General features: G+C 44.1%; 11 protein-coding genes. 1 reads left to right on the top strand and 10 read right to left on the bottom strand.

Annotated elements, in window-relative coordinates:
* Positions 1-56: 56 nt before the first annotated feature.
* Together pfkA and Q0I54_RS08035 are read right to left on the bottom strand one after the other, a co-directional pair.
* Positions 57-1031, bottom strand: a complete 975-nt coding sequence (pfkA, locus tag Q0I54_RS08040; RefSeq protein ID WP_296117817.1) for a 6-phosphofructokinase — start codon at positions 1029-1031, stop codon at positions 57-59.
* Positions 1032-1096: 65 nt separating this feature from the next.
* Positions 1097-4573: a DNA polymerase III subunit alpha gene (locus tag Q0I54_RS08035; protein ID WP_296117815.1), complete on the bottom strand. Its 3477-nt coding sequence runs from the start codon at positions 4571-4573 to the stop codon at positions 1097-1099.
* Positions 4574-4788: 215 nt separating this feature from the next.
* Between Q0I54_RS08035 and Q0I54_RS08030 the strand changes: the two genes are divergently transcribed.
* Positions 4789-5613 (top strand): CPBP family intramembrane glutamic endopeptidase, encoded by an 825-nt coding sequence (locus Q0I54_RS08030; protein WP_296117813.1) that lies wholly within the window; start codon positions 4789-4791, stop codon positions 5611-5613.
* A gap of 513 nt (positions 5614-6126) precedes the next feature.
* On the opposite strand, the gene Q0I54_RS08025 is transcribed toward Q0I54_RS08030, so the two are convergent.
* From Q0I54_RS08025 to larA, 8 genes are all read right to left on the bottom strand, one after another.
* Positions 6127-7185, bottom strand: coding sequence for a 5' nucleotidase, NT5C type (locus Q0I54_RS08025; RefSeq protein WP_296117812.1), 1059 nt, complete (start codon positions 7183-7185; stop codon positions 6127-6129).
* Positions 7186-7200: 15 nt separating this feature from the next.
* Entirely contained in the window at positions 7201-8079 is an 879-nt protein-coding gene (locus tag Q0I54_RS08020) for a DMT family transporter (RefSeq protein WP_296117810.1), read from the bottom strand.
* Between the two features lie 34 nt (positions 8080-8113).
* Positions 8114-10012 carry an ABC-F family ATP-binding cassette domain-containing protein gene (locus Q0I54_RS08015; protein WP_296117808.1) on the bottom strand — a complete coding sequence of 633 codons (1899 nt, stop codon included), beginning with the start codon at positions 10010-10012 and terminating at the stop codon, positions 8114-8116.
* Between the two features lie 395 nt (positions 10013-10407).
* Positions 10408-11394, bottom strand: coding sequence for an electron transfer flavoprotein subunit alpha/FixB family protein (locus Q0I54_RS08010; RefSeq protein WP_296117807.1), 987 nt, complete (start codon positions 11392-11394; stop codon positions 10408-10410).
* Between the two features lie 12 nt (positions 11395-11406).
* A complete protein-coding gene (locus Q0I54_RS08005) occupies positions 11407-12186 on the bottom strand; it encodes an electron transfer flavoprotein subunit beta/FixA family protein (RefSeq protein ID WP_296117805.1) in 780 nt (259 codons plus the stop codon).
* A 136-nt stretch (positions 12187-12322) separates the two neighbouring features.
* The gene (locus tag Q0I54_RS08000; RefSeq protein ID WP_296117804.1) at positions 12323-13459 is read right to left on the bottom strand and encodes an acyl-CoA dehydrogenase family protein; all 1137 of its coding nucleotides are present in this window, start codon (positions 13457-13459) and stop codon (positions 12323-12325) included.
* A 113-nt stretch (positions 13460-13572) separates the two neighbouring features.
* On the bottom strand, positions 13573-15000 hold the full coding sequence (locus Q0I54_RS07995) for an FAD-binding oxidoreductase (RefSeq protein WP_296117851.1): 1428 nt from the start codon (positions 14998-15000) through the stop codon (positions 13573-13575).
* Positions 15001-15179: 179 nt separating this feature from the next.
* Positions 15180-16466 carry a nickel-dependent lactate racemase gene (larA, locus tag Q0I54_RS07990; RefSeq protein ID WP_296117802.1) on the bottom strand — a complete coding sequence of 429 codons (1287 nt, stop codon included), beginning with the start codon at positions 16464-16466 and terminating at the stop codon, positions 15180-15182.
* Between the last annotated feature and the right edge of the window lie 478 nt (positions 16467-16944).

The raw sequence follows: 16944 nt of genomic DNA, 5'->3' as shown, positions 1-16944 counted from the left end.
GAATGGCGCGTGTGAACTGTAACTATTTTTTATATATATGATGAGTGAACTTAAACTTAGATAGAAAGGTTCTTTCCTACATTAAACTGATAATCGGAAATATGTTTCTCCATAGCCAGCGCCTCATCCACATCAAAGTCTACAAACTTACCGTCTTTGTAAGCAACGACGCGGTTGCTCTTTCCTTCACAAAGAAGATCCACTGCATAAGCTCCCATGGTAGATGCATACACACGGTCTTTGCATGTCGGGCTTCCACCACGCTGCATGTGACCGAGAATGGTTGCTCTTGTCTCCATTCCGGTTGCAGCCTCAATACGTCTTGCCAGAGAAGTAGAATGTCCGATTCCCTCTGCATTGATGATGATATAATGTCTCTTGCCACGTTTGCGGTTTGCAATGATGTTATTGACGATCTTCTGCTCATCAAAATCATATTTCTCCGGAATCAGTACCTGCTCAGCACCGTTTGCAAGTCCACACCATAATGCAATATATCCTGCATCACGTCCCATTACCTCGATAATACTGCATCGCTCATGGGAAGATGCTGTATCACGGATCTTGTCAATGGCTTCCATTGCAGTATTAACGGCTGTATCAAAACCAATAGTGTAATCTGTACAGGAAATATCCAGATCGATGGTTCCCGGGATACCAATTGTATTGATTCCCTGTGCTGCCAGTTTCTGTGCTCCACGGAAAGAGCCGTCACCACCGATCACGATGATTCCGTCGATTCCATGCTTTCTGCACATGTCTGCGCCGAGTTTCTGTCCTTCTTCAGTACGGAACTCCGGACATCTAGCTGTCTGAAGAATCGTACCACCGCGCTGAATGATATCAGATACGTCTTTTGCTTCCATATCCACGATATCCTCAGCGATTAATCCTGTGTAACCTCTTCTAATACCCTTTACTTTTTTTCCCTTTGAGATTGCCTGACGCACTACCGCACGGATAGCTGCATTCATACCCGGTGCATCACCACCGCTTGTTAATACACCAATTGTCTGTATTTCCTTAGCCATGACAAAACCTCCTAAATCTGTATCATTTTCATTTTCCTCATGTTGTTACTATTCTAAACTTTTTTTTACATTTTTTCAATGGACTTTTCCAAAACTTTGATATTTTTTTCACCAACTTTTTTATTTAATTCATTTACAAGCTCATTGTTGGCAAAAACGGTCATATTTGCGCCGAGTCTTTTCATTGCTCGTTCTTTTGCCAGGTAAATAACAACCTGATCCTGTCCATCTGACCCAGATAACAGCGCCAAAGTTTCATTTTCCATCTTTTCAAAAGTTTCTTTATCCGAAAACTGAATCCACAATTCCCGTCTCGCCTCATCGAAAGCATAAATTTTTTCACAGATCAGCTTGCCGTTTTTCTCCTCCTCCGCAGACACACGGCCACGGATAAACACCTTCTGCTCTTCCTGCATCAGTGCATGGTATCGATCGTAATCTTTTGGAAAAACAATGACCTCGATACTGCCATACAGATCCTCGATCGTCAAAAATGCCATTGCCTTGTTCTGTTTTGTATATTTCACCGTTTTGGCTGTAATAATACCACCGACCATGACTTTTTCTCCGTCATTGACACCACAGGCCAGACCGGTTCCTTCATCCAACACAAAATCTCCGGTGGTCTTTGTAATATTTTTCCGCCATTTTGCCTCGTACTCCTGCAGTGGATGTCCGCTGACATAAATACCGAGCACTTCTTTTTCCATGGCAAGCAGTTCTTCCTTCGTAAACTCACCACAATTTGGAAACCGGATTTCAAACTGTTTCTGCTCCTCTGGTGCCACCATGTCAAACAGCGACATCTGTCCCGCCATGGTCGTCTTGCGGTCGTTTGCGATCTGATCCATCAGCCGTCCATACACCTGCATAAACTGTTTTCGCGTCCCGCCAAGGCCGTCAAAAGCACCTCCCTTGATGAAGTTTTCTACCGCACGGCGGTTCATCTCCTTACCAGTCATCCGCTCAATGAAATCCTTCAGCGATTTGAATTTTCCATTCTCCTCACGCTCCTGCACCAGTGCATCGATCACCGGACGGCCGATACTCTTGATAGCAGACAATCCATAACGGATGTCTTTGCCGGACACAGAAAAACCTGCATATCCATCGTTCACGTTTGGCGGAAGTACTGCAATGCCCATCTGGCGGCACACCTGAATATATTCTGCCACTTTTGTGGAGTTATCAATTACCGAAGTCATCAATGCGGCCATAAATTCTACCGGATAATAATATTTCAGATACGCAGTCTGATAGGAAACAACTGCATATGCTGCTGCATGCGATTTATTAAACGCATACTTTGCAAAATCCGTCATTTCATCATAAATCTTGTTGGCTACCGCCTCAGGAATACCGTTGACAATGCAGCCCGGAACCCCCTCTTCTTCATTTCCGTATACAAAATTCTGACGTTCTCTCGCCATAACGTCCGCTTTTTTCTTTGACATGGCACGGCGCACCAGATCGCTTCGTCCGAGCGTATATCCCGCCAGGTCACGCACGATCTGCATAACCTGCTCCTGATACACGATACAGCCATAGGTCGGCGCAAGGATCGGCTCCAGCTGTGGACAATCGTACATAATAGAATCCGGGTTATTTTTTCCTCGGATATATGCCGGAATAAAGTCCATCGGACCCGGACGATACAAGGAAATTCCTGCAATAATATCCTCCAGGCTCTGCGGTTTTAACTCTTTCATAAAGTTCTTCATACCAGCACTCTCCAGCTGGAACACCCCTTCGGTGCGGCCAGTTCCAATAGAATTGAGCACATCCGGATCATTATAATCAATATGATCCATATCCAACTCTTTGCCAATGGAGCGTGTCACATTTTTTACTGCATCCTGAATAACCGTCAACGTGCGCAATCCCAGAAAATCCATTTTTAACAAGCCAAGTTCTTCCAGCGTAGTCATGGTAAACTGTGTGGTCACAGAACCATCGGAGCCTCTGGATAACGGCACATATTCATCCACAGACTTCTGACTGATCACGACACCGGCTGCATGCATGGAAGTATGCCGCGGAAGACCTTCCAGACGCAGTGACATGTCGATCAGCTTCGTTACCTGCGGATCTGATTCATATAAACCACGCAATTCCGGGTTCATTTTCAAAGCCTTGCTAATGGTGATTCCAAGTTCATTTGGAATCATTTTTGCAATACTGTCGCACATCGCATAGGGAAGATCCATGACACGGCCCACATCGCGGATGACACCTTTTGCCGCCATAGTACCAAAGGTTACGATCTGTACCACACGGTCTTTGCCGTATTTGCGAACAACATAGTCAATAACTTCCTGACGTCTCTCGTAACAGAAATCCACGTCAATATCAGGCATGGATACTCGTTCCGGATTCAGGAATCGCTCAAACAGCAGACTGTAGCGGATCGGATCCAGCTTCGTAATACCAAGAGTATAGGAAACCAGGCTTCCTGCTGCGCTTCCTCGTCCCGGTCCGACCATGATGTCATTCTCTCTGGCAAAATGAATGAAATCCCAGACGATCAGGAAATAATCCACGTATCCCATTTTCTGAATGACAGACAACTCATATTCCAGACGCGGTTTCAACTCCTGTACCCGCTCCGGTGAATAACGTTCCTCCAAACCTTCGTAGCATAATTTATTCAGATATTCCCAGGAAGTATAGCCGTCCGGCACATCAAATCTCGGCAGTTTCGTCACGCCAAATTCAATCTCCACATGACAGCGGTCCGCGATTTTCTGCGTATTTTCCACCGCCTCCAGCGCATATGGAAACAGTGCCCGCATCTCTTCCTCGGATTTTACATAATACTGGCCACCCTCGTAGCGCATACGGTTCTCATCACTCAGTTTTTTACCGGTCTGCAGACAAAGCAGTATATCATGCGGCTCCGCATCGTTTTCATAAGTATAATGCACGTCATTGGTAGCCACCAGATCAATGCCAAGTTCCTGATGCATGCGAAGCAGCTGCTGGTTTACCTGCGCCTGCTCCGGGATTCCATGATCCTGTAACTCCAGGAAAAAATTTCCTTTTCCGAAACATTTTTCATATTTTAAAGCAATCGCTTTGGCTTCTTCGTACATGCCACGGGTCAGATAACGCTGTACTTCTCCCGCCAGGCAGGCAGACAATGCGATAATACCCTCGTGGTAAGTTTCCAGAACTTCCATATCCACACGGGGTTTGTAATAATAACCGTCCACAAAACCCTTGGATACAATTTTCATCAGATTCGCGTAACCGGTGTTATTCTCAGCCAGCAGCACCAGATGGTAATAGCGATCCTCCCCTTTGATCTGCTCCCGGTCAAACCTGGAACCCGGAGCCACGTACACCTCGCAGCCAAGAATCGGGTTGATGCCCTCTTTCCTTGCTGCCCGGTAAAAATCGATCACGCCGTACATCACACCATGGTCGGTGATCGCACCGGCTGTCATTCCCAGTTCTTTCATCCGGCTGACATACTCTGTAATTTTATTGGAACCGTCCAGCAGACTGTATTCTGTATGGACATGTAAATGTGCAAATGCCATATATTTCCTCTTTCTATTTCCTATATCTATCGCAAAACATTTGTTCTCTCGTCTGGTTACCATCTTACCACATTCTGCCCTTCCGCGAAAGACACATTTGTTACGATTTCATTAATATTAGGAGGAAACTATGGACAAACCCAAATGGGTTCTATAAGATAAATCAGAACGATATCTTTTCGCATATAGATATCAGAGAGGATTTGGATATTATTATGAAAAAATTTGGATACTTTATAAAAAGTCTGTTTCCGGTTGTGATGGTTTTTATTCTGCAAATTGTTGCCGCCATTCCAACCATGGCATATTTTATGTGGAAATCATCCGAAAACGGAAGTGATCTTCTTTCCGGGCTGACCGGACTTACAAACAACCTGGAATATGTACAGACACTGAATATTGTCTATGCCATACTGGCCCTTTTTGTATTTGGTCTGTGGTATTACCGTGTTTTTGTACAGCCATTTCGTAACCGGCCAAGAAAACAGCCGGGAGGATATAGTTTCCATACGATTGTTTCCATTATCTGTCTTGGCATTGGATTACAGTATGTGACTACGTTGCTCACAGATGCCCTTGGCGTTCTTAGGCCAGAGCTGATCAGCAAATATAATGAGCAGATGTCCGCCCAAGGCTATGATAATCTGTCTGTGATGCTGCTTGTATACTCCGTTCTGCTGGCTCCGCTCGTGGAAGAACTTGTTTTTCGCGGACTTGTCTTTCGATTTGCAAGACATGCGATACCGTTCTGGTTTGCAAATATATTGCAGGCGGCACTGTTTGGATTTGTGCATTTGAATCTGGTGCAGGGCATTTATGCGTTTGCTATGGGACTTTTCCTTGGATGGATCTGTCATCGGGGACGCGGAATCAAGTATTCCATTCCGGTTCATATTGTATTTAATATTATCGGATGCCTGTTTTCCGGTCTGATCGAACTGACGCTGACACTCAGCTTCCCGGTTTTTGCGGGAGTTGGGATTGCGCTCACGGTATTTGCACTGTGGTTATTCTATACGGATTTTCAGACTATTGACTGAAATTTATAAGTTTTATAATTGATACGAAAAAGAAGAATCCTGCCAGGATTCTTCTTTTTCTCCGTTTACAATATCCACTTAATAAATTATTCAATTGCAAGGCTATTTTTTGTTAATTGCAGCGTAAATCATTTCTATCAGCTCTACATTCCCGCTGATTATATACTTATCCGACAAAAAACACTTACTTCGTCCTGCGATTTCAGATACATGCCATTATCTATGTCATATTACATAAATCCCCCGCATTCTAAATCTGAATTGCTTCTTACATCCATCATCAAAAAATTTAGGATATATTGCTCTCATAGTTGAAATGACGAAATCGGAGAAGGTTTACTCGCGAGCGATTAAGCGAACGACCGATCTTCACAAGGTTTTGCGCGAGTGGAAGGCGACCAGCTTTTATAGGAGCCGAGAACGAGCGCGATGAAACCGCCGTGAAGTGAGGGAAGTGAACGTCTAGCGAACGAGGAAACCTTCTCCGATTTCGTCTTTAAAATATTTAAATTTTTATCCGCAGATGGAAAGGATCCGTTCCACCGCGTCTTCGCGGCCGGTATGAACCACATAATCACATAAAGCCGCATTTTTAAGTTCGTTTTCCAATGAAACAAGGCGCAACATTTTCTCGTGATTATCCATATCTTTTTCGAGAATGCTCTCGATCATCTGCTCCCTTTTGCATTTACAAAATATGATCACCGTCGGATAATGCCGTTTCATGGCAATGGCACCACTTAAGTCCATCGGCATGACTATATATTTGTCCCCATTCATTAATGATGTAATATCTTTCCATTTTGTGCCATAGGCGTAGCCTGCATAACGGGTGGTTTCAATAAATTCTGCACTATCGCGGATAAATTCTTCTTCCGTGATCGTTGTATGGATGCTGTCAGATACTGTTTTTGTGGTATAAGCCTTCGGTACAGTAAAATGACCGGATTCACAGAGGCTGCGCGTAATCGCGTTTTTGTTGGAACCACTTGGTCCAACCAAAGCTACCACACAGGGTGCCTTCGGTTCTACCCGGTCTTCGATCATGGACGATTTGATCTGATCCAGCAACTGAAAAAATTCTTCGTAATTGTGCACCGCCAGAAGTCCCGTCAGTTCCCGGTTCCATGGCCGCCGCATCAGCACCGGAAACCGTGCACTGCTCTTTAAAATATTCCGCGGTCCGTCATCCAGCGTAATGTCCACCTGAACAACAGATTTCTGAAATCCCATAATAATATTTTCATCTGGAAAATCCGGAAATGCTGTCTTAATCTGCTCCACTCGTCTTGACATAAACTGCGGATATATGGCAGTCACAATATAAACAATTCCCTTTGTCTGTAATTTCCGGATAAAGGCTTTTGCCTCATCGGATACCCGCTGCATATCATACAGCCGCGGATCGTTATAGTATTTTTTTATCACCGATGCCCGCCCGGTATTTTCCCAGGAATTGATATCTTCCAACGTCAGCGGCGGGTCAAACTGATATTCCTGATTCGCCAGTTCTATGGCGCAATCATTTAAGGGAGAAATCACATCATCCCAGTCTATTCCAAATGTAAGCATAAAACCTCCAAGTTATCACTTTACTTCTGCTGCATCGTGGCGCTGATTATAAAAGAACATCCAAACTGCCATTCCAATGATGATCACATATCCCAGCACGCTGAACCGATCCGGAATCTGATGGAACAGCACGAATCCGATGATTGCGGAAAATATGATCTGGGAATAATCATAAACAGAGATTTCTCTCGCCGGTGCATGATAGTAAGCCGCTGTGATAGCAAACTGTCCGCCTGCCGCAGCCACTCCTGCGCCCAGCAGAACAATTCCCTGCCACATAGTCATTGTATGGTAATTTAACAATAAGTACGGTAAGGTGACTAAGCAGGAAAATCCGGAGAAAAACAATACTACGGATACACCTTTTTGTCCCCGCTGTCCAAGGACTCGCACCATCGTATACGCAATCCCCGCGCACAATCCGCCGCAAAGTCCGATCAGTGACGGCATCAGGTTCATATTTAGGAATGTCGGTTTAATGATAAACAGACTTCCGATAAAGGCACCGCACACCGCTGTCACCTGGATCGGTGTCAGTTTTTCTTTTAAGATCAAGAAGGAAAATAAAATAACAAAAAAAGGTGACATTTTATTCAGCATGGAAGCATCGGAGAGCACCAGGTGATCCACTGCATAGAAATTACACAAAATTCCTAACGTTCCAAAAATTGCTCTCAGAAACATAAACTTCCAGTTTCCTTTTTCCACCTGAAACGTTTCTTTCTGACGCACCATCATCGCCAGCGCAATGATAAACGCCACCAGATTTCGGAAAAAACTTTTCTGTACCGCAGGCAGATCCCCCGCCATTCGTACAAACATATTCATAAACGCAAAGCAAAGCGCCGACAATATGATAAACATGATTCCCTTATACTTTACTTTCTGTTTCATAACCTACACCTGCTTTCTACACCTATTACCTATACTAATTTTCATTTTGCGCATTGATTTTTTCTGCCAGTTCTTCCAGATATTCCCAACGTTCCATTTTATGTTCCAGATCTGCTTCGGTCTGTTCCCGCTCCGCTGCCAGTTCTGACAAACGTTTGGAATTGGTGGCATTGGCTGCCATTTCATCATCCAGTCTTTCCAGCTTCTCTTCCAGATCTAAAATATCCTGCTCAATGGTCTCATACTCCATTTTTTCTTTGTAGGAAAACTTCAGCTTGCGTTCCCGGTTTGCACGGTAATTGTCATAGGCTGCACGACCACCGGCTTCAGCACTTTCCTCAGCAGATGCATCTGTATTTGCCGCAGAAGCGGCATTGGAACCGGAAGTTATGATTCCGTCCTGCACGGACAGATTGCACTGTGCTGCCTCTCCTGCTTTCAGCGCATAATCGGTATAACCGCCCTCATATTGTTTTAACACGCCGCCATCCTCAAAGGCAAAAATACGGTTGACCGTACGATCCAGAAAATAACGGTCATGGGACACGATGATCACGATGCCCTGATAGTGATCCAGATAATCTTCCAAAATTGTCAACGTAGAAATATCCAGATCATTGGTCGGCTCATCCAGGATCAATACATTTGGTGACTCCATTAATACTCGAAGCAGATTCAGACGTCTGCGCTCACCACCGGAAAGTTTCCCGATGAAGCTATATTGTGCCTGTGGCGGGAATAAAAACCGCTCCAGCATGGCAGAAGCACTGATCAGTCCGTCTTCTGTCCGGACAAATTCTGCCGTCTCACGGATGTAATCGATCACACGCATGTTCGGATCCATGTAAGCAATTCCGGCTTCTTTGCTGGTCTCAATTTCCTGTGAATAATAACCAATTTTAATGGTCTGCCCCACTTTGATGGTTCCGCTGTCCGGTTCTTCTCTGCCAGCCAGCATTTTCATCAACGTTGTCTTGCCACATCCATTGGTTCCCACGAATCCCACACGGTCATTTTTCAAAAATATGTATGAAAAATCACGGATAAACATGTGGTTTCCATAAGACTTGCTGATACCATCAATTTCAATGGTCGTATTTCCCATACGGGTTGTGATGGAACTCATGGCCACCTGACCATCACTCTGAGGACCATGCTGGTTTTTCATCTCCTCGTAACGCTCCAGACGGGCTTTCTGCTTCGTGGAACGGGCTCTTGCACCACGTTTTACCCACTCTAATTCTACCCGCAGGATTGACTGGCGTTTTCGCTCGGTTGCCGCTTCCATCTCCTCTCTCTGAGCCTTTAACTCCAGAAATCCGGAATAATTTGTATCGTAACTGTAGATTTTTCCTTTGTCAATCTCAACGATCCGGTTGGACACGCTGTCCAGAAAATAACGGTCATGGGTTACCATGATCAGACTGCCACGCCAGCGTTTCAGATAATCCTCCAGCCAGGCTGCCATGGCATGATCCAAATGGTTCGTCGGCTCATCCAGCACCAGAATGTCGCACGGCTGCATCAGAATCTCCGCCAGAGCCAGACGTTTTCGCTGACCACCGGAAAGCTCCGATATCTTCTGATCCAGACGAACAATGCCAAGCGTCTGAAGCATACTTTTTGCTTCTCCTTCCATATCCCACTGTGTACTCTCGGACATCTTCTTCTCCACATGTTCCCATACAGTACAAGTGTCATCAAATTCCGGCGTCTGTGGCAGAAAACGGATCACCACATGGTTGGCTTTCGTGCAGCTTCCCTCATCCGGTTCTTCCAGTCCCGCTGCCATTTTTAAAAGCGTGGACTTTCCGGTTCCGTTGATACCGATGATTCCGACTTTTTCCCCTTCCTGCAGGAAAAAAGATGCCTTGTCAAGTAACATCCTCTCGGTATATGCTTTTGTAATATTTTCTAATGATAATAAATTCATACTCGTTCTGTTCCATTTCTATGTTTCTTGTCAGTTCTATTCTAACTGATTTCAGTGAAAAATACAAACCCGTAAAAGGATATGCGAAAATACAAGAAAGTGTGCTATCACACACTTACGCGTTTAAAATTATCAATAGCACATCTTTCTTGCCCGCGCCGAGCACGCTTGCAAAGCAAGAATCTCTTCTCGTGCGAGTGCGCATCGTTTGCACGAAGTGCTTTTGTTTGATAGGAAATTCATCGTAATTTCCTATCAAAGAACAAAAAGCCGGTATTCCGTAACTGGAACACCGGCTTTTCTCGTGATTCTTGGGGGAATCATTTTAAAATGTGTATAAAAATGGATTTGGATTAACATTTTAAAAGAAAAAGGATTAAGTAAATTTTTGTTTTTTATGCTTCTTTGATTTTTTTGATTTCTTCAATCAATAGCGGCAGTACTTTCATGGCATCGCCAACGATTCCAACATCTGCCACATCAAAAATCGGAGCATCTTCATCTTTATTAATGGCGATGATATAGCCAGATCCGATCATACCGGATACGTGCTGTGTGGCACCGGATACACCGCAGGCAATATAAAGCTTCGGTGCAACGATCTTGCCGGACTGTCCAACCTGATGGGAACGTCCAACCCACTCTTCTTCAATCGCCGGTCTGGTGGCACCTACGACACCGCCGCAGACATCAGCCAGTTCCTGAACCAGCGCAAAATTCTCTTTGCTGCCCATGCCACGGCCGCCGGTTACGATGACATCTGCATCTTCCAGGTTTACTGCCTCACTGATTTCTTTTACCACGTTGGCAATCTTTGTAAATACAGACTCTTCTGCGATTTCTACTGTTTCTTCTATAATTTTGCCGGCTTTTCCCGCCTCAAGAGATTTGGAAAAAGAGCCTCCGCGAACGGTGGCTACTGCCGGCCGGGTATGCAATACAACATCATTTAAGATGTTTCCACCATATACCGGGCAGGTAAATACATACTGTTCACCGTCTGCCACGATATTCATGACATCAACGGCACAACCTGCCTCGAATTTCTGTGCAAGCAGCGGAGTGACATCTTTGCCCTCCTGGGTTGCTGCTGCCAGCACCAGAGACGGTGTATATTTTTCAACCAGTTTTGCAAGCATTGCTGCCCGCACTTCCGGTCTGCTTTCTGCTGTTTTTACAGTTACTGCCTGATCTGCACCGGCTTCAATGGCTGTTTTTGCAGCTTCTTCCGGCTCTTCTGCAAGAATGGCTGCGATCACTTCTTCGCCTTTTGCAGTTGCAAGCTCTTTTGCTTTTGCCAGAATCTCAAGGGCAGGTCCTACCGGAGCACCCTGGACTGTCTCAACATAAACTAAAATATTTTTTCCTTCTGCCAGACTCATTTCCACGACCTCCTACAATACCTTGGCATCCGCGATCAGCTTCATTGCCTCAGCAACAGCTTCTTCCGGGGATTCTGCCTTGATTTTTACACCGGCCTGACGTTTTGCAGGCGCATATACTTTTACTACTTCCATGGAACTTGCCGGAACATCCCCGGTCTCAAGCTCTCCGATTGGTTTCTTTCTGGCTGCCATCTTGCTCTTGATGGTCGGGTAACGCGGATCGTAATTTGGCTTCTGAATAGTCACAACACATGGCAGGGAAGCTTCGATCTCATTGTATCCGGTCTCTGTCTCCTGTTTAATGACTGCTTTTCCATCTGCTGCTTCTACGGCTACCACATTGGTAACTGCCGGAACATTTAACTGTGCTGCCAACAGTAAACCGGTCTGACTTGCCGCATAGTCAGTAGATTCCTTTCCACAAAAGACAAGATCAAATGTCTTTCCTTCTGCAGCCTCAATGTCAGATTTTGCTTTTGCAAGAAGTTTTGCAACTGCTGCACCGTCTAATTTCTCAGCCTCATCATATTTTACGAGGTATGCATGGTCAGCACCAACTGCAAGACAGTTTTTCAAAGAATTTTTTACACTGTCATCTCCAATGGATACAACAGTAACTTCACTCTCACCAATGGCTTCTTTCAGACGTACCGCCATTTCTTCTGCATATGTATCAAATGCATTTACGACAGGTGTCACCCCGTCCAGTGCCGGTTTTCCTGTGGTTTCATCCAGTGAAATCTCCACAGAATCATCCGGAACCTGTTTGATGCAAACTAATATTTCCATAATGATTTCTCCTGCATATTTTTTTGTCTGTATTCCGCCGATGATACAAGCATGTTCCTCATCATCTGTAACACAAGAATCCGTCCACACCTGGTCTCAATCAGCGGAATACATATATTGTTAGATAAGGGATAGCTTACTTACCAATGATACTGTTTGAGATAACGATTCTCTGTACCTCGTTTGTTCCCTCAAAAATCTGGAAGATTTTTGCATCTCTCAACAGTTTCTCTACCGGGTACTCACGGCTGTAGCCATATCCGCCAAACATCTGAATTGCCTCAGAAGCAACTTCCATAGCGATATCGGAAGCATAGCATTTTGCGATTGCGGATTCTTTTGTATATGGAAGACCCAGATCCATCTTTGTCAGGGCATGTGCTACCATCTGGCGTGCGGTTTCTGTCTTAATCTCCATATCTGCTACTTTGAATTTCAGCGCCTGATTTTTGATGATAGGTTTACCAAACTGTACACGCTCTTTGCCGTAAGCGATGGCCTCGTTGATACCTCTCTGTGCAATACCAGTTGCAACGCATCCCATCCAGGTACGAGCCTGATCCAGTGTCTGCATTGCGATATTGAAACCTTTTCCTTCCTCACCGATCAGGTTGGAAGCCGGAATTCTGACATCCTCAAGAACAACATCACAGGTGTTGGAAGTACGGATACCCATCTTATTTTCTTCTTTTCCTGTGCTTAAGCCCGGAGTTCCTTTTTCAACAAAGAACATAGACATTCCTTTGACTCCTTTTGTCTTGTCTGTCATGGCTGTTACACAGTAGAAAGAAGCGATGCCGCCATTTGTAATAAAGCATTTTCTTCCGTTTAATACATACTCATCACCATCTTTGACAGCAGTTGTTTTGCCTGCACCTGCATCAGAACCTGCTCCCGGCTCAGTCAGACAGAACGCACCGAAACCGCCTTCCAGGATCATATCACATGCACGCTGTTTTAACTCTTTACTTCCTGCGATCAGTACCGGTTTCATACCAAGTCCGCTGGCGGAAATGGTAGTTGCAAATCCAGCATCCGCAATTGCCATCTGCTCGATGAGAGCTGCCACATCCACTCTTGATAAACCCGGGCCACCAAACTCCTCCGGAACTTCCAGTGCCTGATAGCCCTGCTCGATTGCTTTATCGTAAATCTCTTTCGGCCATTCGCCGGATACATCATACTCTTTACACTGCTCTACAACTTCTTTGTCGCAGAAATTTTTTACGTCCTGTAACAGATCCTGTGCTTCTTCAGAAATTAAATATGCCATTACCTTTTCCTCCTTCAAAATAAACGTAACTTATTTCTATATAACTGTGCTATTATTTCTACATTACTTCTTGAAATTCTTTCAAGAAGTATCCCTCGCAAAACCAGCTCGGTTTATAACTTATAGCAAATCTTACCTGGATTTAAAATCATCTTCGGATCAAATACTTCTTTGATGCCTTTCATCAGACGCATGCTTGTCTCACCTGCAAAAGCTGCCAGATAATCCATTTTTCCATAACCGATTCCGTGCTCGCCGGAAATCAGTCCGCCGCACTCTGCTGCTTTTTTATAAATAATATCCATGAAATCAGCAACCTGTTTTTTAAATTCAGCCTCATCCATATCATTTGCACATGCATAAATATGTAAGTTTCCATCACCTGCATGACCAAAGCTCTTGATAGTAAAATCGTATTTTTCTTCCAGTGATTTTACGAAAGTCAGATACGGTGCAATCTGATTTACCGGAACAACGACATCGCACTCATCCAGCAGTCTTGTCTCTGCTTCAATTGCTTCCAGGAAGGAACTTCTTGCTGCCCAGGCATCTTTTTTCTTCGCTGGTGTATCAGCGACTAATACGTCGATGGCACCTGCCTCGAGAACAACCTCTGCTGCTTTCTCGGTAATCTCCTCCAGAGATTCCATATCATCTCCATCAAATGTCACAAGGAGATAAGCTCCGATATCCACACCCTCTAACTGCTGTGGAAATACGCTCTTTCCAAGATAACGCTCGGAAGCAAGAACGATTTCTTTTTCCATAAATTCAATCGCCTGTGGCTGTAAATGCTCCATGAAAAATTTTGGAACAGTTGCAATACAGTCTTCCAGGTTCTCATACGGGATGATCAGGCTGATGGTTTCCTTCGGTGCCGGAATCAGCTTTAATGTCAGCTCAGTGATGATACCTAAGGTTCCCTCGGAACCGATCATCAGGTTTAAGAGACTGTATCCCGTAGAAGTCTTTGATACGGTTGCACCAAGTTTTACAATCTCACCAGTTGGAAGTACAACGGTCATTGCTCTGACATAATCTCTTGTACATCCGTATTTTACGGCTCTCATACCACCTGCATTTGTGGATACGTTTCCGCCAAGTGTTGCAAATTTCTCACCTGGATCTGGTGGATATAAGAGTCCCTGTTTTTGTGCATCCTCAGCAAGGTCGTTTAACAGAACACCTGCCTCCACACGAACCACAAAATTCTCTTTATCATACTCCAGAATTTTATTCATCTTGGACATGTCAATCATGACACCGCCATGCAGTGCAACTGCTGCACCAGTCAATCCAGTTCCTGCACCTCGCGGAATAACCGGAACGCTGTTTTCATAACACAGCTTCACGATTGCCGAAATATCCTCCGTTGTGGTTGCCTCGATCAATACGGTCGGTGCTCCTTTTCCGTAAATTGGCATTTCATCGTGAGAGTAATCTGCATTGATCTCATCACCAGTGAATACCTTGCCCGGAACAATTTTTTTGAACTCATCAATGAGTTCCGGTGTCACTTGGTTGTAGCTGTAATCTGCCATCATCCAAATCCTCCTTTTACACATTTCTCAAAATTTTTATCTTATCCCGTATTTTGAACACAATCACTTCGCGATTTCTATGTTCAAAATATAGAAAATTGTCTTATTTTATCAAATCACTGACTGCTAATTTCTGTTTTTATCAGATTGTTTTTCACATTCTGTCAGTAGCATAAATATCATTTTCTTCTTACAATCACGGAAACTCCATCCGGAATCACAGTGATCTTACTGTCCGTTTTACTCAGATATGCATCTGCCATGTGGATTGCTTCATCTATGCTTTCTGCATAATCCATCTGCATATCATTGACCAGCTGCTTCGGTGCCTGTGTTACCATGATAACTTTGTGATGCATCAGCACTCTGCACAAAATCTGTGCTTCCCACTGATCCGGAACCGTTTTATCACGCGGCGTATCTAAGAAACGCTGCATGATCACATTTTTATCTTCACCGCTAGCAAAAGTGTCATATAATGACTGTCCGCCATGTCCATCAATACAGCTGGAAACCATAATGATCACACCACCCGGATTACAACTTGCTTCCGCTGCTGTCATACCTTTTACAGACTGGTAAACATTCTGATCCAGCGGATATCCGCCGTTTGTAGAAATCACGATATCTGAAGGAATCGCATCCACACCGGACATCTGATCTACGAATTGGCATCCTTTCAGATGTGCTTCATTAAAATTACCAGCATATGCACGGATGACTTTTTTATTTTCATCCAGTACAACATTTATGATAAAAGCTAATTTTGCTTTTTCTGCCGCGTAAATCATGTCCCGATGAATTGGATTGCCTTCCAGCACTCCGGTTCTCGCATAATCGCTGGCAATAAATTCGGAACAATGGTTTGCCATAACAGTTGTCGCGCTGGATACTCCCGGTAGTACACTTTTTCTTCCTCCGGAAAAACCTGCAAAAAAGTGCGGTTCGATAAATCCTTCGGAAATGAGCAAATCTGCTTCGGCTGCAATCTTGTTGATTTTCAATTTTCCACCGGATGGCAACGTGCCAAGTTCTACCATATCTGTATCTTCATGGCTTTTATGTACAGCAAATGTGATATCTTCACGATTAACAATATCTTCACCAAATTTGTAAATCAATTCTTCTCTTGTGGTCGGTCTGTGAAAACCAGTGGCAATCAGGATTGTAATCTTTGCATTCGGATTGCCTGCTTTGATTTCCTCTAAGACTCCCGGCATAATCACTTTGCTTGGAACCGGCCGCGTATGGTCACTGGCAATCAACACAATATTATCTTTCCCATTTGCCAGCTCACGTAACGTTTTCGAATGGATTGGATGCGCTAAAGCATCTTTTACGATCTCCTCTTCGGACTTATCTGCCTGAAACTCATGAGCTCTGGAAACAAGAATGCCATTCAGACGATTGTCCGGAATTGACACCTTCATTTTTTCTTTGCCAAAAGGTAAAATCACCTCTGCCATGTTTTGATTCCCCCTTATAAAACATTTGCTATTTATATGTATCAATGAATCAAAAATCCATATTTTTGGTAGTACCATTTCGTTTTTATTTTTTTGGTAGTACCATTCAGAATAAAAAATAAAGCTTTCATCGAAACTTTTATTTCCCGGAAAACAATAATCATTTTTCAATTGGTTCTACCATTTCTTAACTAATTTATATTTTAATCATTTTTGTTTTGTACGTCAACATCATATCGCACAAAATTTTTCAAAAAAAAACAGCAGATTACACAAAAATTCTTGTTTAGGGTAAGTTGGAACAGGATGTGACAAAAACTCCAATGCAGGCACGACGGATTTCCTATCTTCGCTGCGCCGCCTATCTTCGACCGCTTCCGCGAACTCACCAACAGCAAAAGCAGCTGTTGGCTCAGACACACTCCCGCGGTCGGGCTATGCTCGCTCCGATAACGAAAATCAGTCTACCGCCTTGCCT

The organism is uncultured Eubacterium sp., assembly GCF_934295145.1.
GTDB lineage: Bacteria > Bacillota > Clostridia > Lachnospirales > Lachnospiraceae > Eubacterium_I.
This window is presented reverse-complemented; position numbering and strand designations above follow the sequence as displayed.

Bases quoted from the DNA above. Each gene is read 5' to 3' on its own strand.
- Q0I54_RS08010 (WP_296117807.1), bottom strand. From the start codon at position 11,394: ATGAGTCTGGCAGAAGGAAAAAATATTTTAGTTTATGTTGAGACAGTC.
- Q0I54_RS08030 (WP_296117813.1), top strand. From the start codon at position 4,789: ATGAAAAAATTTGGATACTTTATAAAAAGTCTGTTTCCGGTTGTGATG.
- Q0I54_RS07995 (WP_296117851.1), bottom strand. From the start codon at position 15,000: ATGGCAGATTACAGCTACAACCAAGTGACACCGGAACTCATTGATGAG.
- pfkA (WP_296117817.1), bottom strand. From the start codon at position 1,031: ATGGCTAAGGAAATACAGACAATTGGTGTATTAACAAGCGGTGGTGAT.
- Q0I54_RS08025 (WP_296117812.1), bottom strand. From the start codon at position 7,185: ATGCTTACATTTGGAATAGACTGGGATGATGTGATTTCTCCCTTAAAT.
- Q0I54_RS08000 (WP_296117804.1), bottom strand. From the start codon at position 13,459: ATGGCATATTTAATTTCTGAAGAAGCACAGGATCTGTTACAGGACGTA.
- larA (WP_296117802.1), bottom strand. From the start codon at position 16,466: ATGGCAGAGGTGATTTTACCTTTTGGCAAAGAAAAAATGAAGGTGTCA.
- Q0I54_RS08020 (WP_296117810.1), bottom strand. From the start codon at position 8,079: ATGAAACAGAAAGTAAAGTATAAGGGAATCATGTTTATCATATTGTCG.
- Q0I54_RS08035 (WP_296117815.1), bottom strand. From the start codon at position 4,573: ATGGCATTTGCACATTTACATGTCCATACAGAATACAGTCTGCTGGAC.
- Q0I54_RS08005 (WP_296117805.1), bottom strand. From the start codon at position 12,186: ATGGAAATATTAGTTTGCATCAAACAGGTTCCGGATGATTCTGTGGAG.
- Q0I54_RS08015 (WP_296117808.1), bottom strand. From the start codon at position 10,012: ATGAATTTATTATCATTAGAAAATATTACAAAAGCATATACCGAGAGG.